At 40.5% G+C, this 22,525-nt stretch carries 22 protein-coding genes, 2 tRNA genes and 1 pseudogene; 11 read left to right on the top strand and 14 right to left on the bottom strand.

Translation table 11 applies throughout. The annotated features are described in order from the left end of the window. Positions 1-98 precede the first annotated feature (98 nt). Positions 99-1,106, top strand: a pseudogene (locus tag AAEY99_RS05220) (DDE-type integrase/transposase/recombinase). Positions 1,107-1,152: 46 nt separating this feature from the next. Here the strand turns inward: AAEY99_RS05220 and AAEY99_RS05215 are convergent. Beyond that, entirely contained in the window at positions 1,153-1,677 is a 525-nt protein-coding gene (locus tag AAEY99_RS05215) for a GspH/FimT family pseudopilin (RefSeq protein WP_192115827.1), read from the bottom strand. A gap of 128 nt (positions 1,678-1,805) precedes the next feature. Then, positions 1,806-2,327, bottom strand: a complete 522-nt coding sequence (locus AAEY99_RS05210; RefSeq protein WP_244212477.1) for a GspH/FimT family pseudopilin — start codon at positions 2,325-2,327, stop codon at positions 1,806-1,808. 424 nt (positions 2,328-2,751) lie between these two features. Between AAEY99_RS05210 and glnB the strand changes: the two genes are divergently transcribed. The 3 genes from glnB to AAEY99_RS05195 all read left to right on the top strand — a co-directional run bounded on the left by glnB (position 2,752) and on the right by AAEY99_RS05195 (position 5,397). Then, positions 2,752-3,090, top strand: a complete 339-nt coding sequence (gene glnB, locus AAEY99_RS05205) for a nitrogen regulatory protein P-II (RefSeq protein WP_101086390.1) — start codon at positions 2,752-2,754, stop codon at positions 3,088-3,090. A gap of 78 nt (positions 3,091-3,168) precedes the next feature. Beyond that, positions 3,169-4,455, top strand: a complete 1,287-nt coding sequence (locus tag AAEY99_RS05200) for an NAD(P)/FAD-dependent oxidoreductase (protein WP_101086391.1) — start codon at positions 3,169-3,171, stop codon at positions 4,453-4,455. Positions 4,456-4,695: 240 nt separating this feature from the next. After that, entirely contained in the window at positions 4,696-5,397 is a 702-nt protein-coding gene (locus AAEY99_RS05195) for a SapC family protein (protein WP_011638325.1), read from the top strand. A gap of 149 nt (positions 5,398-5,546) precedes the next feature. On the opposite strand, the gene AAEY99_RS05190 is transcribed toward AAEY99_RS05195, so the two are convergent. Both AAEY99_RS05190 and AAEY99_RS05185 read right to left on the bottom strand, forming a co-directional pair. Next, positions 5,547-5,622 (bottom strand) — tRNA-Thr (locus tag AAEY99_RS05190). Between the two features lie 6 nt (positions 5,623-5,628). Continuing rightward, positions 5,629-5,704, bottom strand: a tRNA-Phe gene (locus AAEY99_RS05185). Positions 5,705-6,720: 1,016 nt separating this feature from the next. Here AAEY99_RS05185 and AAEY99_RS05180 point away from each other — a divergent pair. Both AAEY99_RS05180 and AAEY99_RS05175 read left to right on the top strand, forming a co-directional pair. Then, positions 6,721-7,278 carry a cytochrome b gene (locus AAEY99_RS05180; RefSeq protein ID WP_182745080.1) on the top strand — a complete coding sequence of 186 codons (558 nt, stop codon included), beginning with the start codon at positions 6,721-6,723 and terminating at the stop codon, positions 7,276-7,278. 118 nt (positions 7,279-7,396) lie between these two features. Then, the gene (locus AAEY99_RS05175; RefSeq protein ID WP_101086394.1) at positions 7,397-7,972 is read left to right on the top strand and encodes a YceI family protein; all 576 of its coding nucleotides are present in this window, start codon (positions 7,397-7,399) and stop codon (positions 7,970-7,972) included. Between the two features lie 90 nt (positions 7,973-8,062). Here AAEY99_RS05175 and AAEY99_RS05170 read toward each other — a convergent pair whose 3' ends face one another. Both AAEY99_RS05170 and mutY read right to left on the bottom strand, forming a co-directional pair. Continuing rightward, on the bottom strand, positions 8,063-8,341 hold the full coding sequence (locus tag AAEY99_RS05170) for an oxidative damage protection protein (RefSeq protein ID WP_101086395.1): 279 nt from the start codon (positions 8,339-8,341) through the stop codon (positions 8,063-8,065). Between the two features lie 34 nt (positions 8,342-8,375). Further along, positions 8,376-9,449 (bottom strand): A/G-specific adenine glycosylase, encoded by a 1,074-nt coding sequence (gene mutY / locus AAEY99_RS05165; RefSeq protein ID WP_350978658.1) that lies wholly within the window; start codon positions 9,447-9,449, stop codon positions 8,376-8,378. 234 nt (positions 9,450-9,683) lie between these two features. Here mutY and trmB point away from each other — a divergent pair, with 234 nt between their 5' ends. The 5 genes from trmB (at position 9,684) to AAEY99_RS05140 (ending at position 14,322) form a co-directional block, all read left to right on the top strand. Further along, positions 9,684-10,400, top strand: a complete 717-nt coding sequence (gene trmB / locus AAEY99_RS05160) for a tRNA (guanosine(46)-N7)-methyltransferase TrmB (RefSeq protein ID WP_351009546.1) — start codon at positions 9,684-9,686, stop codon at positions 10,398-10,400. A 35-nt stretch (positions 10,401-10,435) separates the two neighbouring features. Beyond that, a complete protein-coding gene (locus AAEY99_RS05155) occupies positions 10,436-10,762 on the top strand; it encodes a YggL family protein (RefSeq protein ID WP_101086398.1) in 327 nt (108 codons plus the stop codon). 6 nt (positions 10,763-10,768) lie between these two features. Then, positions 10,769-11,683, top strand: a complete 915-nt coding sequence (glsB, locus tag AAEY99_RS05150) for a glutaminase B (protein ID WP_101086399.1) — start codon at positions 10,769-10,771, stop codon at positions 11,681-11,683. Positions 11,684-12,157: 474 nt separating this feature from the next. Then, positions 12,158-12,970: a YggN family protein gene (locus AAEY99_RS05145; RefSeq protein WP_351009543.1), complete on the top strand. Its 813-nt coding sequence runs from the start codon at positions 12,158-12,160 to the stop codon at positions 12,968-12,970. 410 nt (positions 12,971-13,380) lie between these two features. Continuing rightward, on the top strand, positions 13,381-14,322 hold the full coding sequence (locus tag AAEY99_RS05140) for a LysR family transcriptional regulator (RefSeq protein ID WP_101086401.1): 942 nt from the start codon (positions 13,381-13,383) through the stop codon (positions 14,320-14,322). A gap of 454 nt (positions 14,323-14,776) precedes the next feature. Here the strand turns inward: AAEY99_RS05140 and AAEY99_RS05135 are convergent, their stop codons facing one another. The 8 genes from AAEY99_RS05135 to AAEY99_RS05100 form a co-directional block, all read right to left on the bottom strand. After that, positions 14,777-16,633 (bottom strand): DUF885 domain-containing protein, encoded by a 1,857-nt coding sequence (locus AAEY99_RS05135; RefSeq protein WP_351009542.1) that lies wholly within the window; start codon positions 16,631-16,633, stop codon positions 14,777-14,779. Positions 16,634-16,834: 201 nt separating this feature from the next. Continuing rightward, positions 16,835-17,974 (bottom strand): radical SAM family heme chaperone HemW, encoded by a 1,140-nt coding sequence (gene hemW / locus AAEY99_RS05130; protein WP_101086403.1) that lies wholly within the window; start codon positions 17,972-17,974, stop codon positions 16,835-16,837. Beyond that, on the bottom strand, positions 17,975-18,628 hold the full coding sequence (gene rdgB / locus AAEY99_RS05125) for an RdgB/HAM1 family non-canonical purine NTP pyrophosphatase (RefSeq protein WP_351009539.1): 654 nt from the start codon (positions 18,626-18,628) through the stop codon (positions 17,975-17,977). It lies immediately after the preceding gene. A 440-nt stretch (positions 18,629-19,068) separates the two neighbouring features. Next, positions 19,069-19,467 (bottom strand): DUF4426 domain-containing protein, encoded by a 399-nt coding sequence (locus AAEY99_RS05120; RefSeq protein ID WP_242445147.1) that lies wholly within the window; start codon positions 19,465-19,467, stop codon positions 19,069-19,071. 113 nt (positions 19,468-19,580) lie between these two features. Then, a complete protein-coding gene (gene yggU, locus AAEY99_RS05115; RefSeq protein ID WP_101086406.1) occupies positions 19,581-19,880 on the bottom strand; it encodes a DUF167 family protein YggU in 300 nt (99 codons plus the stop codon). A 20-nt stretch (positions 19,881-19,900) separates the two neighbouring features. Beyond that, positions 19,901-20,449 carry a YggT family protein gene (locus tag AAEY99_RS05110; protein ID WP_101086407.1) on the bottom strand — a complete coding sequence of 183 codons (549 nt, stop codon included), beginning with the start codon at positions 20,447-20,449 and terminating at the stop codon, positions 19,901-19,903. A gap of 235 nt (positions 20,450-20,684) precedes the next feature. Beyond that, positions 20,685-21,503 carry a pyrroline-5-carboxylate reductase gene (gene proC, locus AAEY99_RS05105; RefSeq protein ID WP_351009537.1) on the bottom strand — a complete coding sequence of 273 codons (819 nt, stop codon included), beginning with the start codon at positions 21,501-21,503 and terminating at the stop codon, positions 20,685-20,687. 315 nt (positions 21,504-21,818) lie between these two features. After that, a complete protein-coding gene (locus tag AAEY99_RS05100; protein WP_351009534.1) occupies positions 21,819-22,505 on the bottom strand; it encodes a YggS family pyridoxal phosphate-dependent enzyme in 687 nt (228 codons plus the stop codon). Positions 22,506-22,525 lie beyond the last annotated feature (20 nt).

Genomic DNA, 22,525 nt, shown 5'->3' with positions numbered 1-22,525 from the left:
AATCTTGTATCTATCAGTTGTCTTTGTAGTGGCATAGTTATTTTGGCCACCTAAGTAGAGGTGATATTATTACCTCGTAGATGACTTCAGGTGAACACATAAGATCGACAACCAGAAAAACATTTAGTGCTGAATTCAAACTTGAAACAGCCCAATTAGTCCTCGATAAAAACATAGCATCATCGAAGCTGCAAAGGCGATGATCGTGGGTAAATCCACCATGGATAATTGGCCAGACAGTTAACACTAGAACGCCAGGGTGGCACTCCAAAAGCCTCTCCCATAACCCCTGAACAAATTGAAATTCGTCAGCTTAAAAAACAAATAGCTCGTCTTGAGGAGCATAATCTTATCCTAAAAAAGGCTACAGCTCTCTTGATGTCAGACTCGATGAACAATTTTCGCTAATCAGCGCACTCAAGCAGAGCCACTCTATTCTCACAATTTGTAATGCATTCAAAGTGCATTCAAAGTGCATCTAAGTAGCTATAAATATAGGCTAAAAAGGAAAGAACATATTAATGCGGACTTTGCCATTTTTTACAGTGAGGTGAAGGCCGCGCATCGTATTAGTAATGGCTCTGCCGGTGCTCGAACGATAGCGCAATTAGTGACTAATAAAGGGATTGGTCTCAGTCGTTATCGAGTGCGTAATCTAACGGAAAAGCTAGACTTATTTTATCGTGAACCTGTGGGATGGGCGTTGTCATTATCGCCAAATAGCGAGCTGACGTGCAAAGCCTTGAATTTGGCGTTTGAGTTAAGGGGTAAACCTGATAATGTGATCTATCACAGCGACTAAGGTTCACATTACACAAGCTTGAAATTCAGACAATTATTATGGCGTCTTCAAATTGAGTAAAGTATGAGCCGTCGCGGGCATTGCTGGGATAACGCATCAATGGAGCGTTTCTTTTTGAAGTTTGAAATATGAATGGCTACCCGCCAGTGGTTATGGGGATTTTACCGAAGCAGACAAAACGATCACAAATTACATCACTGGATATTACAGTGAAACTAGACTCCTTTGTAATGATGGGTTAACGCCAAATGAGTCAAAATGTTTATATCGGAATGGCTCTAAAACCGTGGCTAATTTAACTTGACCACGACACATCAAATAAAAAGATATTACCAATGTAAGTCTTTTTACTAACTGCAAGTAACGGTGGTGCTAACTTTAGACATTCTGCCTGACGAATTTATATTTACGGCCTCAGATGAACTACTGTCCGCGCTGCCAGGGCAATATCGAAAAATGCCATTGAGACCATTAGCCATCATTCCATCAGGATTAAAAGTATACCGCGTTAGATCTGACTTTATAATATCGTTACTATTAAATGCATCCACTTTACGTAAGATCACATCAGCAATTCCATTGGTTGTATCCATTGTTCCAGTAACGCCATTATCGATGAATATACTAAAACCCTGGGCCCAATTACTGCCACAAGTTGTAGATGTCATAGGGCAAATAGAAACTCTGCTACCGTAACTAACCGCTTGGCTGCGGGCAAAGACAAACGATGAATCAATAGTGCTTATCACACTTCTCGCTCTAATGCCTTCATAAAGCGACTTAAATGCGGGAACTGCAACGGTCATGAGTATTGCTGCTATCACAACAGTGACCATCACCTCTATTAAAGTAAACCCAAACGTTAATTTTTTCATGCATAAATCCTCTGCTATATAAAGCAGAGTATAACTAAGCGCAGCATGAATTACAGTGTTTTATTGACCATTTTGACCGAACTACTGATTTGATATTTATTCAAATACCCTATTTAATTCCTACTTTGTTAAAGCTTACATTTAATATTTTTCTTTTTCGACATTCTTACCCTTCCTGCTTGATTTACAATGACGGCTTTTGAGTATTTACTGTCAAATTTTCCTGGGCAGTACGTTAATGTGCCATTAGTACCAGAAGCTAATCCATCGGGTTGGAATCTAATCGCTGCACGATTGTAATCAATATAGTCATTTTCATGAAAAGGAGCCGTTTGTTGAAGTAAGCGATCGTTGGCATCAAGTTGATTTTTTTGCCCATGATCAATAAATACGCTTAATCCAATACTCCAATCTGCTGAACACAGATTATCGATTAAAGGGCAAACCGTTACCCTAGAGCCATAACTTATGGCCATGTTTCGACCTAACTGTATCGTCTGTTGGATAACTTGAATATTACTCTTTGCTCGTACTTGTTCAATTACTCCAGAAAAAGAGGGGATTGCGATGAGTGACATTATTGCGGCAATCAATGTGGTGACTATAACTTCAATCAGGCTAAAGCCTTTTGCTTGGATAGGAAATTTCACTGTTGTTCATCCTTAAACGTCGTTAGCTGCGTCCTGCAGTAAGATTAAATTAGTATAGAAAATAACCAGCAGCTTTGCTGAGAAATATCTTTTCATAAATACGTAAAATAGCCGCGACAATTAGCTTCGCTTTCAAGTAAGATATTTGGACGATGTTAGCGAGTATATAAATTGCAATGAGGACATGTGCTTAATCAACTTCAGTATGGGGTTATCAATGGTTATTAAATTGCTTTTGTCCTGTTTATTGTCGTGGATTGACTTGCAATAGGCACCATATTGACGTGCAAATGTGACTTGTTAGTAAAACAAATGGCAAATTCGATATTGCAGATTTGAAATAAACCATTTTCTTATCGATTTATCCCATCTCTTATCCCGAGTTGAGGTTAATCAAAAACTTAGCCGATGACAGGAGTATTTAATGAAAAAAGTCGAAGCGATTATTAAACCGTTTAAACTTGATGACGTGCGTGAGGCACTTGCTGAAATTGGCATTACGGGTATGACGGTATCAGAGGTTAAAGGCTTTGGGCGTCAGAAAGGCCACACAGAGCTTTATCGTGGTGCAGAATATATGGTTGATTTTTTACCTAAGGTAAAAATTGAATTAGTGATCCAAGATGACATTCTGGAACGTGCGATTGATGTTATCGTTGATATAGCCAGAACAGGTAAAATTGGTGACGGTAAAATATTTGTAACTGATATCGAACGCGTGATTCGTATTCGCACTGGCGAAGAAAATGAAGAAGCAGTATAAGGCCCATAAGGGCCTTTTTTTATAACTGTAAATATTGTGTGATTATGTTGTTGGTATAAGGTAATTCCGAGGTAGTGTATGGTGCAACGAATTGTTATCGTGGGTGGTGGGGCTGCAGGGCTAGCATTGGCTTCAAAATTGGGCCGGAAATTTGGTAAAAATCCGTTAATCGATATTAGTTTGATTGATAAAAATACCGTCCACATATGGAAACCTAAATTACATGAAGTCGCTGTTGGTGTAATTGATCAATCAATCGAAGGCCTACAATATCGAGATCACGGATTAAAGAATGGTTACCGTTATATTCGAGGTGCCATTGAGCAATGCGATCCGACTACTAAGAAAATTCAACTTGCTCCTGTGTATAACGATGAAGGCGAGATGATCATTGCCGCGCGTAATATTGAATACGATACTCTTGTTCTAGCTTTAGGGGGCGTATCAAATAGCTTTAATACACCAGGAGCCGAAAAACACTGTATTTTTTTAGACAGTCTAGACAGTGCTAATCTGTTTCATCATAAGCTGATGGATGCACTGTTACAGCTTAATGAAACCCAAGATCAATTAGGTATCGGCATTGTTGGTGCGGGTGCTACAGGTGTCGAGCTTGCCGCTGAGCTCCATCATGTTATTGAATCAGTAAGAGAGTACGGTTATCAAAACATCTCCAAAGATCATTTAGATATAAATTTAATAGAAGCATCCCCAAAAATACTCCCTCAATTGCCAGAGCAAGTCAGTACCAGAGCGCAAACTGTACTGTCAAAATTAGGGGTTAAATTGCATTTAGGTGTGCAGGTTAAAGAAGTAACCAAAGAAGGCTTTGTTACTGCGACAGGGGAGACGATAAAAGCCAATATCAAAGTGTGGGCGGCAGGTGTAAAAGGTCCCAAAGTATTTGAAAATTTCACTCAACTTCCCGTCACTCCACGTAATCAAATTGATGTAGATGATTGCATGCGTGTAAAAGGCATTGATGATATTTATGCTTTAGGCGACTGTGCTCAATTAATCTTACCATCAGGTAAGCCGGTACCACCAAGAGCCCAAGCAGCGGCTCAAATGGCAGATCGTCTCTATGCCAATATTTGTTTGAAGATGAAACAGCAGCCAGAAAAGCCTTTCGTTTATAAAGACTATGGATCACTAGTATCACTGAGTCGTTTTTCGGCGGTTGGGAACTTAATGGGAAGCCTCCGCTCAGGAGATTTTTTTGTTGAAGGACACATTGCTCGTTTGATGTACATCTCTCTGTATCAGCGTCATTTAGCCAGCTTGTATGGCTGGTTCTCGGCTTCTGTATATCGTATTGCCCAAAAGCTACTGCGCTGGCAACGTCCTAAGCTCAAGTTACACTAGGCGAGTAATCACATAGAGAGTTGAGCTACTATCAATATAAACGAATAGGCTTTGTTAAACACAAAGCCTATTTTGCACAAGAATTGGCCATTTGACGTTTATTGACGCAATTTAACTTAAATCTACTTGAATTTAAGATTTAACTTGGTAGTTTCAGTTATTAATTATTTGTTAACACAACGTATGACAATGATGTTGTACTTATACCATAAAAGATAATCAGTGCTTCAAGGAGCCAAGATGCCTAACCAGATTACATTATTAGAACAAACCAAGCATGGTGATTTAAAACTGACTCCAAGTGATTTTTCTCACGTGGCGGAGCAGCACATCGTGCCGGTTACCTTGCATGAAATTAACCGTGCTGCCACTGAGTATCCAATCGTATTTGTTAAAAACAGTGACACTAACGAATTTCAGTCAGTTGCGATGTTAGGCCTAAAACCAGGTCAAAATCTAAGTGTGAAAGATGGTAAGTGGCAAGGTTTGTATATTCCAGCTGTTGTTCGTGACTATCCCCTTGGTTTAGTGGTTAATCCAGACGTTAAAGATAAAGTATGGATTGGTATACGTGAAGATGCCAAAGAAGTGACTAAAACAGACGGCCAAGCATTATTTGAAGATGGTAAAGAAACTCCATTTTTAGAAGCGCGTAAGCAAGCTTTGATTAGCCACTATGAACAAGATCAAGCTACTCGCGGTATTTTAGGGTTTCTAGATGAAAAAGGGCTGTTGATTAATCAGACTCTCACTGTTGATGTAGCGGGTGAGAAGCGTAATATCAATGGTTTATACCTTATTGATGAAGCTAAATTAAATGCACTAAGCGACGAAGAGTTTATCGAGCTTAAAAAGCGCGGTCTACTAGGCCCAATTTATGGTCATTTGGGTTCTTTAAACCAAGTTAATCGTTTAGCCCGTGTTGAAGTACTCGGTAGATAATCTTCGGGCCTCCCCAAACAAAACAGGCACTCAATTGAGTGCCTGTTTTGTTTGGGGGAAGTTAAATACAATATCTGAATTAAGATGTTTAGATTTGACTAAATAGCAGATGCAAAAAAGCCACTCATTGAGTGGCTTTTTTGTTTTTATGGTGCCGGCACCAAGAGTCGAACTCGGGACCTACTGATTACAAGTCAGTTGCTCTACCAACTGAGCTATGCCGGCTAAATATGGTGCCCGAACCCGGAATCGAACCAGGGACACGAGGATTTTCAATCCTCTGCTCTACCGACTGAGCTATTCGGGCAACTAACTAAGCGTTAGTTAATCACTGCAGACTAGGTATTAACTTGGTAATCAATGCCCGTCTCGTCTGGAGTGCGCACATAGTATAGTGATGGTTTTTATCGTGCAAGTGGTTTTTCAAATGTTTTTACTCGTTCGGCTAGTTAATGTGCAAACTGGTGGTTTTTTATCGATTTTTAACGCTAAAAGTAGTTTGTAAGTGTTAATCGGTAAGAATAAAGTCGTAGAAGTTTGCTGACGATTAAATAAAATAACGAAAGAGAAACCAGAAAATTGAATTCGTCATTTGTTTTTTGCTCAGCACTAGACCCGTTTGATTTTTAACTTATGGTTAGTGTCCTCGCTTTAATTGCAAGTTCAAGAACGGTAAGTTTGAGTTGTTAGGCTGATGAATAACTTATTTACATGTAAATGAGTGAACTTTTTGTAGCGTCGTTTATCTTAATTTATGTGAGCTGAAATGCTAGGGCATTTACTCAACGGGATAGAGGTGCTTCGGATATGGTTATTTAAGGCCATACGATCTTTCAAGCTCAATTTTACCGTTAACTGTGGTGACTATTGATACCAGACAGAGCTATGGTATGTCGTTATTCGTTATTCGTTATTCAGTAAGCAGTAAGCATTAAGCAGTAAACAGTAAGCGATAACGCAGTAGAAAGAAGCCACAAACGCTGCCCGAAGAGTTCAGTTTAATCTTTATAGAATATGTTTGTTACAGTGCATAAGCGTAGTTAGAGACTTAATGTCTAACACTGCGCTGTCTTTTAATATAAAAAACTAAGCCGTTTATCTTGAAAATATTTAGCCAAGAAAGATCAATACATCCTAGATGCTATTTGATAATTAGTGACTACAATTGAGACATGTTTAATAAGTAGTTGCTTAATTATTTGGTTGTTCGCTATTTTAATACCTGTTACTTCTATTTTATAGAACGATTTCGGCTATTTTTACTGATTTTCTTTCCTAAAATTAACGTTAAAATGTTGTGACTTTTTTAGAGGAAAGTAAGATATGTTAAAAAACACTTCAGCTGGCTATGGCTTAGTAACCATTTTTTTCCATTGGTTGTCCGCCATCGCAGTTATTGGTCTATTTAGTGCTGGTTATTGGATGGTAGATCTTACCTACTACAGTAGTTGGTACCAAACTGCGCCGCATCTGCATAAAAGTGTCGGTTTGCTTTTACTTGGGTTAACGCTATTAAGGTTAGTTTGGCGAGGGATATCACACACTCCGAGCCCATTATCGAATCATCAGCCTTGGGAAAAACGCTTGGCAAAGTGGGCTCATACTGTTCTTTATACGCTAATGTTACTCATTATGAGTTCAGGAATTATGATTTCGACAGCCGATGGTCGAGATATTTGGATTTTTGACTGGTTTGCCGTGCCATTTCCTAATGCTTTTATTGATGATCAAGCTGATATAGCGGGGTTAATACATCAATACCTTGCCTATAGCTTAATTGGCTTGGTTGTGTTGCATGCAGCTGGTGCGATTAAGCATCATTTTATTGATAAAGATAACACCCTTAAAAGAATGCTGATGCCAAATCGTATTAGCAAATAATCGAATTGTTTAACCGTTGAATTGTTTAACCGTTGAATATATTAACCGTTATGTTTGATGAATATATCAATACCTCTTTATATATCTACTTGTTATTAACTTAAAGGAATAAAAAACCATGAAAAAACACCTTATAGCAGCACTTATCAGTGCAACGTTTATGTTACCTGTTGCTGTTAATGCTGCCGACTATGTTATCGACACTCAAGGTGCGCATGCATCAATTCAATTTAGTGTAAGCCATTTGGGTTATAGCTTTGTGGTTGGGCGCTTTAATGAGTTTTCTGGCGACTTCAGTTTCGATGCTGACAAAGTCGCAGATGGCAAAGTGAATGTTAAAATTAATACTAACAGTGTTGATTCTAATCATGCCGAGCGTGACAAGCATTTACGCAGCGAAGACTTTTTAAATACCAGTAAATTCCCTGAAGCCTCTTTTTCATCAACCTCGATTGTTGATAAAGGCAATAACCAGTTTGTGATTAATGGTGACTTTACCTTAAATGGTGTGACAAAGCCGTTAACCATTGATGCCGTTGCTATTGGTGAAGGTAAAGATCCATGGGGTGGATATCGTGCTGGTTTTAGCGGCACAACCACTTTTGCGATGAAAGATTTTGGGGTCAAAATGGATTTAGGTCCAGCTTCTGCTAACGTTGAATTAGCATTGGTAGTGGAAGGCGTTAAACAATAATCTATCGGATTTAGTCATTGATAACCAAAAACAAAGCCGCTAAGTTAAGCGGCTTTGTTGTTTAATATAGTTATCTATTATATTACTAGGTTATTCATCTTCAGCAGGTGGAACATAGCCTTCAATTTCAACGTCTTTACCTTCAAATAAAAAGTGAGTCATTTGCTCTTCAAGAAATTTGCGGTCATCAACATTCATCATATTGAGCTTTTTCTCATTAATGAGCATGGTTTGTTTCTTTTGCCATAAGCCCCAAGCTTCTTTACTGATATTGTCAAAAATACGCTTACCTAATTCGCCTGGGTAAAGCTGAAAATCTAAGCCGTCAGCTGATTTGTTTAGGTGTTGACAGTGAACTGTGCGAGCCATGATGATTCCTTACTAACTTTAATTACACTAAAAACTAATATGTCGCGAAAAGTACGGCTAAATTAGCCAAAATACGTTCTGTGGCGGCTGCCAACCCGACTTTCGCAGGTTGCTCTATGTTATACCAGAGAGCCGAGGTTTGTTCCATGATGCCTGTTGCTTGATCGACAGATAGTTCAACTAATACTGGTTGAATATCAAGATGGAAATGACTGAATGTATGCCTAAACCCAGCAAGCCCTTGTTCTGACTCTGTCAAATTATGCAGCGTTAAATAATCTTCTAATTCTGCTTGCTGTTCAAATTGCGGAAAACACCATAACCCCCCCCAAATACCTGCAGGTGGGCGTTGGATAAGCTGAACTTTTACAGAATCTCCGCTGTTGTCGACTAATACCAGCATAAAAGCTGATTTTTCTGGCGTCACTTTTTTAGGTTTTTTACCGGGATATAGACTTTGATGACCCGTCTGTTGAGCCACACAATCAATTGCTACAGGGCAGGCTGCACAATTAGGTTTACTGCGAGTACAAACACTTGAACCAATATCCATCATTGCCTGGTTAAACTTTTCAACGTTTTTGGCAGGTGTGAACGTATCGGTTAATTGCCACAATTGTTGTTCAACGTTTTTTTGCCCTGGCCAACCTTCAATAGCACCATGTCGGGCCAATACTCGTTTTACATTACCGTCTAAAATAGGGTGGTGTTGACCGAGCGACAAGGATAATACTGCGCCAGCAGTTGATTTACCGATTCCAGATAACGCGAGCACATCATCAAACTGAGTAGGAAACTCGCCATTAAAAGCATCACGAATATGTTGGGCTGCTTTATGTAAATTGCGTGCTCTGGCGTAATAACCTAGGCCAGTCCACAAATGCAGCACCTCATCTTGATGAGCATTAGCAAGATCTACCACGCTGGGGAAACGCGCCATAAATTTTTCATAATAGGGAATAACCGTCGCGACTTGGGTTTGCTGGAGCATGATCTCCGACACCCAAACACGGTAAGGCGTTTTATTGATCTGCCAAGGCAGTGATTTACGACCATGTAGGTCATACCAAGCGATGATACGCTCAGAAAATGGAGTCAGATTTTTCATGGGCGCAGTGTAGCCATAGCCATTTTATTACACAAGTGGCACTGCTATTTTAAATCACACGTTTGCACTAAATTAGCGTAAACATGTGCAATGAGTTTAGGTATAATGCCCAACTGATTTTAAAATTGATCTATCACAGATAGCAAATGCGTAATGTGTTGATAAAGAGTGGCTGCTTAACGGTTAGACATTTAGTAACACAGCACAACAAAGTACGCAGACAATGAGGCAAAGATGAGCGACGTTACCACAGCTGAATTTAACGAAGACGGTAAGTATATTCGTAAAATCAGAAGTTTTGTTTTACGCGAAGGCCGTTTAACCAAAGGCCAATCTCAAGCAATTGAAGCACATTGGCCAGCAATGGGACTTGATTATACTCCACACGCATTGGAGTTAACTCAAGTGTTTGGTCGCGATGCTGATACCGTGTTAGAAATCGGTTTTGGTATGGGGGCATCATTAGTCCAAATGGCAAAAGCTGCCCCAGAGCAAAACTTTATTGGCATAGAAGTTCATAAACCTGGTATTGGTACGTGTCTTTCTGATGCCGGTGCAGCTGAAGTGACTAACTTACGTGTATATCATCATGATGCAATGGAAGTGCTAGAGCACAGCATTGTTGATGGTTCACTCGAGCGCGTACAATTGTTTTTCCCTGACCCATGGCATAAAAAACGTCATCATAAGCGCCGGATTGTACAAGCTGAATTTGTACAACTTATCCGCCGTAAGCTTAAAATCGGTGGTGTATTTCATATGGCAACCGATTGGGAAAATTACAGCGAGCATATGTTAGAAATAATGAATGCAGCAGAAGGTTATAAAAATCAATCAACAACTGGTACAGTTGTCGAACGTCCAGAGCATCGTCCGCTTACCAAGTTTGAAGCAAGAGGCCACAGACTCGGTCACGGCGTATGGGATATCATGTTTGAGCGTACTGCTTAATCACAACTACACTTTCAGCAATCGGAGAATACACCATGGCGCAAAATCGTAGTCGTCGTTTACGTAAAAAATTACGAGTTGATGAGTTTCAAGAATTAGGCTTTGAAATCAACTGGACTTTTGATGAGTCGGTATCTGAAGAAGATATTGATAACTTAGTTGATCAGTTTCTTGTTGAAGTCATTGAACCTCGTCAATTAGGTTTCCACGGTGGTGGACACAAGCAATGGGAAGGTATTATTGCTACCCAAGCTATCGGTAAATGTACTGATGAAGATACCGCAGCAGTGAATGCGTTCTGGAAAGACAAGCCAGTTTCTAACCTCGAAGTGAGTGATTTATACGATATCTGGTGGGGTTAAGCTAAATTGCCTGAGCAATTATTACTTCAACAAGCCGTCGATAAAGTAAGATCGCTATTGGGTAAAGGCAAGGTTGCAGGATATATTCCTGCGCTTGCCTGCGTTGACCCTAACAAAATAGGGATTGCCGTTACTACCCTTGATGGCCAAACAATTGGTGCCGGTGATTACCTTGAGCCTTTTTCAATTCAAAGTATTTCTAAAGTCTTTAGCCTTACTCAGGCACTTAATTTATATACTGAAGATGAAATTTGGAGTCGTGTGGGTAAAGAACCCTCAGGGCATTCATTTAACTCGCTGGTACAGGTCGAATTAGAACGCGGTAAACCTCGCAACCCTTTTATTAATGCCGGTGCGCTAGTTATTGCTGACTTGTTGCAAGCCCGTTTAGGGGCGCCTAAGCATCGTATGCTTGAGGTTGTGCGTCAATTGAGCCAGAACCCGACGTTAGCCTACGATAAAGTTGTGGCGGATTCTGAGTTCCAGTTTAGTGCACGTAATGCATCTATTGCCTATTTAATGAAGTCATTTGGTAATTTTGAAGGCGACGTCAATACCGTACTTAAAAGCTATTTTCATTATTGTGCATTAAGAATGAATTGCGCTGATTTGTCCCGCGCGATGTTCTATTTGGCCAATCGCGGTAAGACACTCGATGGTGACAGCTTAGTTTCGCCGGTGCAAACTCGGCAACTCAATGCATTACTGGCGACATCTGGATTATACGATGGCGCAGGAGAGTTTGCTTATCGAGTAGGTATGCCCGGTAAAAGTGGCGTGGGGGGCGGCATTATTGCGGTTATTCCTGGTGATATGTCTATTTGTGTGTGGTCACCTGAGCTAGACAATAATGGTAACTCGCTTGCGGGCACAGCCATGTTAGAACATTTAAGCCAACAGTTAGGCCGTTCAATTTTTTAGTTTATACAAGGGCTAATCTTTCGCGGTTAACGTTGTTCGACCTTAACGTACTCACTCTTTGTATATCAAATCTGAATCTATAATATTGACTCAAAACTTTTAAAAGTCATTTTACTGCCCACTTGGGCAGTTTTAGTGGCTTCTTTTCGCCTAGGTTATTGCTTACTTATCTAGAACAACCACACGTCGCATACGCTTACTTGTCTAGCAAAATACAAACTGCAGTAAAATTCATCCTGAAGCTCAGCAGGCCCTAGATAGATTAATTATTATTGAGATTGGTAAAATAGACTATTTATTGGTTTATTTTACGAATACACTTCCGCTATTGTTTATTCATTAGCTTATATATTGCCTTATTTTATCATTAACCTATTAAAAGTCATGTAGTTATAGTTGTTGGCATAGCTTGTGCTTTATAAAGCTCATATACGAGCTAATTATTGATATATGTATAGCAAAAGGATTTTTATCATGACCAAACAGAAGTTGATTTGTAGTGTAGCGTTAACCAGCATGTTATTCACAGTAGGGGCGCTAACTCCCGCCATGGCAAAAATGTCCATTAATGATGAAAAGTGCAATGTGACATTAAACTATGACGTTACTGTTGAACCAAAAAAATTGCAGATTAGTGATAATGGATCCGAGAAATATCGCGTTGAACTCGATCAACTATATGTAGACGGTAAAAAAGTCACCTTAACCGCTAAACAACAAACGTTACTCACTCAATATTCTGATGAGCTATCTCGTCAAGTACCTGAGGTAATTGATTTGGTTGGTGATGTTGTCGTAATGGCATCTCAAGCAGTCAATATGGCATTAACCCCAATATTTGGCGACGCCACTGGTAGCCAAATTGATAAGCTAATGACAGGGATTCAAACACGCATTGACACCATGGCGTATCAGCAAGGCGATAAATTTTATTTAGGTTCAACAGAGTCTTCAATTGAACATGCATTTAATGAAGAGTTTGAACAAGAGATAGAACAAATGGTCACCAACTCAATGGGATCATTAATGATGACATTAGGTAGCCAGATCATGTCTTCTGAAGGCGGTTCATTTGAAGAAAAAATGAATACCTTTTCACAAAAAATGGACAATGTCGGTAAAGACATCGAGCAACAACTTGAGTCGCAATCACAAGGCCTTGAACAACGAGCCGATAAAATTTGTGATAATTTTGAAGGATTATTAGTGTTAGAAAGCCAAGTGCGTAAATCCATACCAGAACTTGCACCTTATACATTGGCCAAGCTAGGCGAGCTAAAAGAGTAAATTTATTTTGTTCAACCTGTCTTCCCGGACACCTGACCTTCCCCTGTGCTCTTTTTGAAGACACAGGGGCTTTTTTTTGGGGCCAATTCTAGCTGTTTTACCGCTATAGCTCGTGTTGCTTTGTTCTGATAAAAAAATTGTCAATTATAAATATAGAGCCATAGAGGCTTTTTTTGTTATACTCTTGAGAATTATTACAAAATTACACTCTACTTTAGATGTGGTTATATTTCAGAATCTTCATTTGTTAGTGTTGATTAAAGATATTAGTTTGTTTTGATGCTCATTTGGCAGCAACAATCATAATATCTGAGTGTCGATATTGATGCTAAGCAAGGTTTAGTTACCAGCAATGGCTAACAGATATCTGAAATTTTTATTAATGTCGTAACCAGCTTAAGGCGACTTTCATGTTAGAACTGTTAGAACCTATCGCAATTTTTACTCATGTTGCACGTGCAGGAAGTTTTAGTGCTGCAGCCAGACGTCTTGGCATTTCTAAATCTAAAGTAAGTACTCAAGTTGCAGATCTTGAACATAAACTTGGTGTGCAACTTATTCAGCGTACAACCCGCAGTTTAAGCCTTACTGAAGCCGGCAATTTATTGTATCTACAAGGCGAAGAACTTCTTCGTGATGCAGAGCAGGCCGTTTCAAGTGTTCACAACTTAAATGATGCAACTCGTGGTGTATTAAAAGTTGGGATATCACAATCATTTGGCACCATGCACATTATTCCAGCTTTACCAGCATTTATGGCAAGGCATCCAGAGCTTGAACTGCAAGTGAGCTTACTTGATCATAAAGTCGATGTTGTTAGTGAAGGCTTAGACCTATTGTTAACCATGTCTGAGCAATTGCCGCTGGGTATGGTGGCAAGACCGTTAATGAAATGTCAGTTCTTGTTAGTCGCATCACCGGGTTATATTGCTCAACATGGTAACATTAGCCGCCCAGAACAATTGGTTGAACACAATTGTTTGGTGTATCAAGGCGAGTGGCATGAGCACAGCATGTGGCAATTTAAAAAGGGTGAAGATTATTGCGAAATAGGTGTATCAGGCAATTTTCGTGTCGATAATGCGCCAGCATTGAAATCGGCCGCAGTAAGTGGTTTAGGCATTGTCTATTTAGCCAGTTACTTAATGGAAGATGAAATCGCTCAAGGAACATTGATTCCTTTGTTACCTGATTGGCAGTTGACTCACAATCTTCCATTACAAGCTGTGTATCCTCGTCGTAAACATCTAGCTCCAAAAGTCAGTGCGTTCATTGATTTTATTAAAACGCACATCAGCAGCCCACCTTATTGGGATGCTAAGTTCGATCATTTGTATAAACTTCGTAAGTAAAAGTGGAAACATTATTTCAAATTTAGAACAAAGCCGCAACTCACCTTGCGGCTTTGTATTAAGTGGATGATTTTAAAGTGCTTAAGGTGTTGATTGATTAGTTTATTAGTAAGTTGCTAATCAAGGGTTTAGCAATTTACATTTGTTAACTAGTTGAACTCTGTTCTGATATCAATACAATAGTACTCAGTTGATTCGAAATGATTTGAACCCTACGTTTTTCTGAGAAATGACCCCTTTTCAGTGAGATGTACAAATCGGCAAGGTAGCAAATTTTGAGTCAGTGTTGGCAATGGTTTTCGAACTAAAATAATGCCAACCTTAAAACCATCATCCTAATTTATTTGGTTTACCCCAGACTTTGTTCTGGGGTTATTTTTTTGTGGAAATTGATAAAGCAAAACGGCAACCTCAGGTTGCCGTTTTATGTTTCGAGTGGATTAATGATTAAAAATTACAGCGATTGAACCTGCTTAATCCACTTATTTACTTGCTCTTCAAGTATGTCTAATGGCAATGGTCCATTTTTAAGGATTACAGTATGAAATTCGCGAATATCAAACTTGGCTCCTAGCGCCTTTTTAGCCTGCTCACGTAGTTGTAATATTTTAATCATACCTACTTTATACGCAGTAGCTTGTGATGGCATAACAATATGGCGTTCGACCATTTTTATCGCATCAGACTCAGCGTTTGGAGTATTCTCAACGTAATAGGCAATAGCCTGCTCACGAGTCCACTTTTTAGCGTGTATCCCAGTATCAACCACTAAACGGCATGCGCGCCATAGCTCCATCGATAAACGACCAAAGTCAGAGTATGGGTCGGCATATAAGCCCATTTCCTTCGGGAAATATTCTGAGTAAAGTCCCCAACCTTCAATATAAGCAGTGTAACCGCCAAATTTACGGAATTTTGGAATGCCTTGCAGTTCTTGGGCAATAGCAATTTGCATGTGATGTCCTGGGATCCCTTCATGGTAAGCAAGCGCTTCCATCTGATACTTTGGCATCGCTTCCATTTTGTATAAATTAGCGTAATAGCTTCCAGGGCGAGAGCCATCTGGTGCAGGTTGATCGTAAAATGCTTTACCTGCTGATTTTTCTCTAAACGCTTCTACCTTTCGTACCACTAATTCGGCTTTAGGCTTAATCGTGAACACTTCGTCTAAACGAGACTCCATAGTATCGATCAGCGATTTTGCTTGGGCGAGATATGCCGTTTTGCCTTCATCAGTTTCTGGGTAATAAAATTGCTTATCATCGCGCATGAACACAAAAAACTCTTGTAAGCTGCCGGCAAAGTGTACCTTTTTCATAATGACCCGCATTTCATCATGAATACGCTTAACTTCAGATAAGCCAAGATCATGGATAGTGTCTGCGGTCATATCGGTTGTAGTGGTGCGGGCGAGGGCGTTATTGTAAAACGCTTCTCCGTCAGGCAGTTTCCAGGCTCCATCTTGAGTATCGGCTCGAGCTTCAAGTGACTTGGTATAGGTGATTAACTGCTCATATGCAGGTTTTACCTTAGTCAGTAGAGCTTGTTTTACTTCGACTAATAAGGCTTGTTTATTGCCATCGGTTATATCGAGTTTATTTATCTTACGGTTCGCGTCAGCCCATAACGCGCTGTCTTTTCCCGTCTCTGTAAATGGGGCGCCAGTGATAATGTTTTTACTATCGGAAATTACATATGGGAAAACAAATTTTGGCGCGATAATATGCTTTTTAGCGCGAATTTCTAATGAGGTCTCTAATTGTGCCAGTAGTGTTGGTATGCCGTTCAAACGGCTAATATAAGCTTTAGCATCACTTTCATCGGTTATTTGATGTTGGTTAATCAATAATGAAGCCACCACAGAATGGACGCCATACATTTGGTTAATCGGATAGGTGTGATAACGCCATTTATCGTCGCTAATACTGTGCTCTAAGCTGGCCTTCAACAGTTCATAACTGAGCGCAGCTTGTTCATTTAGTTTATTGGCATCAAGGCGAGTTAATCTTATTAGTTGCTGTTTACTGCGGGCTAAATCAGCATCTGCAGCAGCATCAGACAAGTCATTCCACTTGCCGTAATCTTGTTTGATGCCCAGGTAAGTTTGGTTAACCGGATTTGCCATTACATTTTCCATAAAAATGGCTTCAAACAATACGTTGGCTTTTTCTGATTCAGTTTGTTGGCTTGATGTCGCTGTACTTTCTTGTTGGCTCAATTGCGGCATGTTGTGCAAGTTCGCAATGGCTGATGCGCTTAATAAGCTTGATAACGCGACAGCAACGAGAGTTGTTTTAGTTTTAATAGACATTGATATCTTCCCAAAGTACCTAAGTTATAAGCGCATATCCTAATCAAGCTTTGCCTAAATGTGTGAATAGAAATGTTAGAAAGTGTGTATTTAAGGTAAGTAAATTGTGGCGCTAGAAGCAGATTTTTGATTATTGACTCACAGTTAACGGTTTAAAAAGAAAACCGCGAGTCATATTATTTTATTCAATCGACTGGTAAATTAAATAAACTGAGACAGCAAATCATTTACAAACATGTGGCCTTTGGACGTCAATTGCCAATGCGTTGTGGTTTCTGTCAATAATCCCCGTTCAATTGATTTTTGCATTCCTTGTTTTACTACCTCAGCTGATTGGCCTGTACGCTGCTCAAATTCGGTTTTAGGGATTGGAGTCATCAACCTTAGACGGTTCATTAAGTATTCTAATGGGCGGTCTTCTTCAACGACATCTGTGGTTTCAAAGGTATATTTATCCGCAGCGAGGTAGCCTTTAGGGTGCTTTATTTTTACCGTACGTACAATCCGATTTGAGCCGGGCAGGGTGATTTTACCGTGGGCGCCGCAACCGATGCCAAGGTAATCGCCAAATTGCCAATAATTAAGATTATGGCGACATTGGAATCCAGGTTTTGCATAGGCTGATATTTCGTATTGCTCATAACCTAATGCCGCTAAGCGCTGCTGACCTTGCTCGTATATTTGCCACAGGTTTTCATCGTCTGGTAATTGTGGCGGTTTTGAATGAAACAAGGTGTTGGGTTCAATGGTGAGTTGATACCAAGAAAGATGCGGTGGAGCTAAAGCCGTTGCTGTGTCGATATCATGCATGGCCTCGTCAAAGCTTTGGTTTGGTAAACCGTGCATTAAGTCGAGATTAAAACTTAAATAATCTGCTTGCTTGGCTTTTTCTGCCGCCACTTTGGCTTCATCCTCATTATGGATGCGTCCCAACAGATTAAGTTTTTCTTTTGAAAAACTTTGCACCCCAATAGATAAGCGCGTGACACCCGCTGCGCGGTAAGCACTAAAGTCGTCGTGCTCTAATGTGCCAGGATTGGCTTCCATGGTGATTTCAATATTATCTTCAAAAGGGATTAACGCTTGCGCGCCTTCAAGTATGCGTTGAATTTGACTAGCATCAAATAACGATGGCGTGCCACCGCCGATAAAAATGGTATGCACCTTTCGACCTTGAACATACGCCAAGTCTTGTTTTAAATCTTCTAATAATGCGTCGACATATTGTTGCTGTGGTAACTCACCGTTTTGGCCATGAGAGTTAAAATCGCAATAAGGGCATTTTTGCACGCACCAAGGAATATGGATATACAAGCTAAGGGGGGGTAATTGCAATATCATTTATTGGTGGCCGCCAGAAGTATTGTTCGATGTACTGTTCGATAAAATGATACCTTGAGCTTTCATGGCACTCACTAATAACTCAAGTGCTTTGCCTCGATGGCTATGGGCATTTTTCTGTTCACGAGTTAGCTCTGCTGCCGAGCACTCAAAACCTTGCGGAATAAATACGGGATCATAACCATGACCTTGCTCGCCTTGTGGAGCATGGTTGATTGTCCCTTCCCATGAAGCCTGGCAAATAATAGGCGTAGGATCTTTTGTATGACGCATATAAACCAGTACACATTGGAAACGGGCACTTCGAAGAGTTTCACCTTGCAATGCATCAAGTAGCTTGAGGTAATTGCTGGTTTCAGTTGCATTGGCGCCAGAATAACGGGCAGAGTAAATCCCTGGTTGACCTTGTAGCGCATCAACTTCAATACCTGAGTCATCTGCAATTGCAGCTTTACCTGTTATTTCAGCGGCATGACGAGCTTTAATAATGGCGTTCTCTACAAATGTAGTGCCTGTCTCTGCAACCTCTGTCACGTTAAATTGATTCTGTGGTAATACTTCAATATTAAATGCTGTCAGCATTTGATCAAATTCGGCAAGTTTGCCTTTGTTGCCACTGGCAAGAACAATTTGTTGTTTAACTAAGGTATGCATAAGTTTTTAGATGAGGGTAAATTTGCCGTCATTATACTCTAACTACCCCCTAGGCCGCTACGCGGATAGTGCGCTTCGCTTCTAGGACGTGACTTCGTCACTGCTAAGGATAGCTTCGCTGCTAAGATCCTAGGCCGCTACGCGGATAGTGCGCTTCGCTTCTAGAGCATGACTTCGTCACTGCTAAGGACAGCTTCGCTGCTAAGATCCTAGGCCGCTACGCGGATAGTGCGCTGCGCTTCTAGTACGTGACTTCGTCACTGCTAAGGACAGCTTTGGTGCTAAGATCCTAGGCCGCTACGCGGATAGTGCGCTTCGCTTCTAGGACGTGACTTCGTCACTGCTAAGATTGAGTCGCTGGGCGACTAGGCTGTTGATTTTATAGGATCTCGCCGCGAAGCGTCCTAGCAGCGCAGCGCTCTAGGCTTTTTATCGATGATTTAATCTACATAGAATTTTTGTTTGAATTTCAATGAGGTGTTTAGCTGGTTGCCGTGCTTAATGGCAATGGTAAAATTAACATCTTGATCATCACGATAAGGCACTTCTGCGATGTAATAGATGGATTTCCCTTCGCGAATTTCTTTAAAATCCAGAGTTACGCGGGCATCAATTAAGTTATTGGCGATTCCTGAAATTTCAACTGGGACAGCTGGGTGTCCTTCTAGATTCGTATTGAGCACGGTAATGTTCACCAATCCATTGTAACTACTCCGTTCTATTCCGTAGGTTTTTGCTATTTCTGGGGTAATAAAGGTGCTACTAAGCGCCATGTAATGAATATCAAAATTACCAACTTGTTGTTTTTGTTCTGCTTGAGCGTAGCCGATACTGGTCATCGTTATCAGTGACAACAATAATATTTGTAATAATGGGCGACATAAACGCAATGATTGGAACATAATTTAGTCCTTAGCGGGCATGAGCTATAACGTTATTATAGGAGAAACAGTCACAAAAGGGCGGCTATTTCAGGCGGAATAATCTGCGGTTGGCATATTTTAATTTGCTTATGACGACCTTGTTCACCCTTAAGGATATGAACCTGACTTTTAGCCACTTTACAGGCTTTTGCAAGGTATTTAGACAGATAAGCATTTGCTTTACCGTCAATCGGTGGCGCTGTGATAGCTATTTTTAATTCGTTACCGTGCAAACCGACAATTTGATCGCGGCTGGCTTTGGGTTGTACATACACAAAAAGCAGCAAGTCACCTTGCTGCTCATCGTTAATATAGCTGACTGGATTCATTAGTTAGATTTGTTCGACATCTAAATAATTGACCAAAACGGGATATATTGCGCGCACAACATATTAATGAAATTCATCGCAATAAATACCACTAATACAGATAGATCTAAGCCACCAATAGCGGGTAGCACTTTGCGTACTGGCGCTAAAATAGGTTCTGTTAATTGGGTCATCACCATCACAATTGGGTTATAACCTTGGTTGAACCAACTCAATACTGCGCGGATAAGTAACATCCAAAAAAGTAACACGCCAGCTTGTTTTACGACAGAGATCACTGAGAATAATAACAAGGTAACAATATCTACAGTTGCCCCTGCAATGAAAGTAAGCACTAACATTTTGACCAACACGACAATCAGTGCCAGTACCATTGATGAAGTATCAAAACGTCCTACAGACGGTAATAGTCGACGCATTGGTGCGATAATCGGTTGTGTCGCTTTAACCACAAATTGGCTAAATGGATTATAAAAATCCGCTCTTGCAAGCTGTAGCCAAAAACGAAGAATGACGATCATTAGGTATAAGTCAAACAGAGTGTTGACTAAAAAACTCATTGCATTCATGTATGTTGCCTTACGTTGATGTGATTTAGTGCTTAATCTTGTAATTACATTAGATCGCAGATTAGAGTGTGAATTAGCACTGAAATTAACTGCGTCAATATTTAACTGTACGACTAACTGAGTTAACAATATAACGGATTATCACTCAGATTTGGTGTTTATAAGCTTAGTTTTACGCAACTATTTTACACCAAAGAGGTTAACCGTAAGTTAAATAATCGTTCATCTCATAACGTTAGAATGTTTTAGCCATTTCTTGGGCTCTAGCAACGCAGTTTGTCATGGCTTTATCGACCAATTCGACTAAACCGCCTTGTTGGAATGTTTCTACAGCTCTAGCCGTAGTACCGCCTTTTGACATAACATTTTGACGCAGTTCGGTTACCGATAACTGTTGGTTTTGTATCACCATCTGCGCGGCCCCCAAAGCGGCTTGCTCGGCAAGGAGTCTTGCTTTGTCTTCAGCCATGCCCATGTTGACGCCAGAGGCGATCATTGACTCGATAAACAAGAAGAAATAAGCCGGAGAGCTGCCTGCAAGGGCTATCACTTGATCTAATTCCGCTTCTTTATCAACCCAAACCACTTTACCGCCGCTTTGCATTAAAGTTTCACAAATCCCTTTGTGCTCGGCAGAAATACTGTCATCGGCATAAATACCTGTCATACCATAGCCAATTTGAGTCGGAGTATTAGGCATGGTGCGAATAAGTTTAATAGGTTGTTTAAAGTAGACTTGATAACGAGACGCTGGAATACCTGCAGCGATAGTGATGATTAACTTATTGGTTAAATCCAGTGAACTTAAGTCTTCACAAACCGTTGCCATTAATTGAGGTTTTACGCTTAACACGATGACATCGGCAGTTTGTGCCGCTGCATGATTATCGTGGGAAACTTGAATCGCAAAATCGTGCTGCAACGCATCCAATTTACCCTTGCTTGGATTGGTTGCATGAATAAGGTCACTAGGATAGCCATGCTTAACTAAGCCACTAATAATGCTACGAGTCATATTGCCCGCACCGATAAAACATACTTTTGCTTGAGTCATTAAGTCTGTATCCAATTAAAGAGTGAATTTATGTCCAACTGCAGTGTATGTTACCTAATTCAGCCCTAGGACGCTACGGTCGGTAAAACAGACGACAAGCGATAACAAGCGGTGAAGAGGGATAAAGATGATAACAAGCGATGACCAACGATATAGGGCGATAACGAGATAACGCTGCGCTTTTTGCTTGTCACCGCTTGCTATCGCTTGCTACCGCTTGCTATCGCTTGCTACCGCTTGCTATCGCTTGCTACCGCTTGCTATCGCTTGCTACCGCTTGCTACCGCTTGTCACCGATCATCATCGTTCTTTTGATTATCTTTCACCAAAGATCGCACTGCCAATGCGTACCATGGTTGATCCGTTGGCGATGGCGATGTCCATGTCGCCGCTCATACCCATTGATAAGGTGTCGACGCTAGGATATTGCTGCTTAAGTTGGTCAAAAAGTTGTTTTAATTGGCTAAATTCTTGTTGTTGAAGTTGTACGTCATCAGTCGCGGTTGGGATAGCCATTAATCCGCGCAGCTTAAGATTGCTTAAGGAGGCGATAGTAAGTGCTAACGTGGCGACATCCTCAGGATTAACGCCCGACTTTGATTGTTCCTGGCTTATATTGACTTGAATGCACACGTTTAATGGCGGCTTGTTATTTGGACGTTGCTCATGCAAACGTTGAGCAATTTTGGCGCGACTTAAGGTATGCATCCAATCAAAATTTTCGGCAACAATTTTGCTTTTATTCGATTGCAACGGGCCAATAAAATGCCACTCGATATCAGGGTAATCAGCCTGCAAGGCAGTAATTTTAGTTTCGCCTTCTTGGACATAGTTTTCACCAAATAGACGTTGCCCCGCTTGATAAGCGGCAATGATGTCGCTGATCGGTTTGGTTTTACTCACTGCTAATAGGCTTATTTCGGCCGATGAACGTGAACACTTTTGCGCCGCTTGACTAATTCTACTCTGGGCGATTGATATTCTGTCTGCTATTGTTGTCATAATGTTGGTTAAATGGATGT

This window comes from Shewanella sp. S1-58-MNA-CIBAN-0166 (assembly GCF_040310085.1).
Taxonomy (GTDB): Bacteria; Pseudomonadota; Gammaproteobacteria; order Enterobacterales; family Shewanellaceae; genus Shewanella.
Note: the sequence above shows the minus strand (reverse complement) of the source record. Positions and strands in the feature narration are given on the sequence as shown.

Coding starts and splice junctions, on each gene's coding strand:
- AAEY99_RS05215 (WP_192115827.1), bottom strand. CDS start 1,677: ATGAAAAAATTAACGTTTGGGTTTACTTTAATAGAGGTGATGGTCACT.
- glnB (WP_101086390.1), top strand. CDS start 2,752: ATGAAAAAAGTCGAAGCGATTATTAAACCGTTTAAACTTGATGACGTG.
- AAEY99_RS05200 (WP_101086391.1), top strand. CDS start 3,169: ATGGTGCAACGAATTGTTATCGTGGGTGGTGGGGCTGCAGGGCTAGCA.
- AAEY99_RS05195 (WP_011638325.1), top strand. CDS start 4,696: ATGCCTAACCAGATTACATTATTAGAACAAACCAAGCATGGTGATTTA.
- AAEY99_RS05180 (WP_182745080.1), top strand. CDS start 6,721: ATGTTAAAAAACACTTCAGCTGGCTATGGCTTAGTAACCATTTTTTTC.
- AAEY99_RS05175 (WP_101086394.1), top strand. CDS start 7,397: ATGAAAAAACACCTTATAGCAGCACTTATCAGTGCAACGTTTATGTTA.
- AAEY99_RS05170 (WP_101086395.1), bottom strand. CDS start 8,341: ATGGCTCGCACAGTTCACTGTCAACACCTAAACAAATCAGCTGACGGC.
- mutY (WP_350978658.1), bottom strand. CDS start 9,449: ATGAAAAATCTGACTCCATTTTCTGAGCGTATCATCGCTTGGTATGAC.
- trmB (WP_351009546.1), top strand. CDS start 9,684: ATGAGCGACGTTACCACAGCTGAATTTAACGAAGACGGTAAGTATATT.
- AAEY99_RS05155 (WP_101086398.1), top strand. CDS start 10,436: ATGGCGCAAAATCGTAGTCGTCGTTTACGTAAAAAATTACGAGTTGAT.
- AAEY99_RS05145 (WP_351009543.1), top strand. CDS start 12,158: ATGACCAAACAGAAGTTGATTTGTAGTGTAGCGTTAACCAGCATGTTA.
- AAEY99_RS05140 (WP_101086401.1), top strand. CDS start 13,381: ATGTTAGAACTGTTAGAACCTATCGCAATTTTTACTCATGTTGCACGT.
- AAEY99_RS05135 (WP_351009542.1), bottom strand. CDS start 16,633: ATGTCTATTAAAACTAAAACAACTCTCGTTGCTGTCGCGTTATCAAGC.
- hemW (WP_101086403.1), bottom strand. CDS start 17,974: ATGATATTGCAATTACCCCCCCTTAGCTTGTATATCCATATTCCTTGG.
- rdgB (WP_351009539.1), bottom strand. CDS start 18,628: ATGCATACCTTAGTTAAACAACAAATTGTTCTTGCCAGTGGCAACAAA.
- AAEY99_RS05120 (WP_242445147.1), bottom strand. CDS start 19,467: ATGACCAGTATCGGCTACGCTCAAGCAGAACAAAAACAACAAGTTGGT.
- yggU (WP_101086406.1), bottom strand. CDS start 19,880: ATGAATCCAGTCAGCTATATTAACGATGAGCAGCAAGGTGACTTGCTG.
- AAEY99_RS05110 (WP_101086407.1), bottom strand. CDS start 20,449: ATGAATGCAATGAGTTTTTTAGTCAACACTCTGTTTGACTTATACCTA.
- proC (WP_351009537.1), bottom strand. CDS start 21,503: ATGACTCAAGCAAAAGTATGTTTTATCGGTGCGGGCAATATGACTCGT.
- AAEY99_RS05100 (WP_351009534.1), bottom strand. CDS start 22,505: ATGACAACAATAGCAGACAGAATATCAATCGCCCAGAGTAGAATTAGT.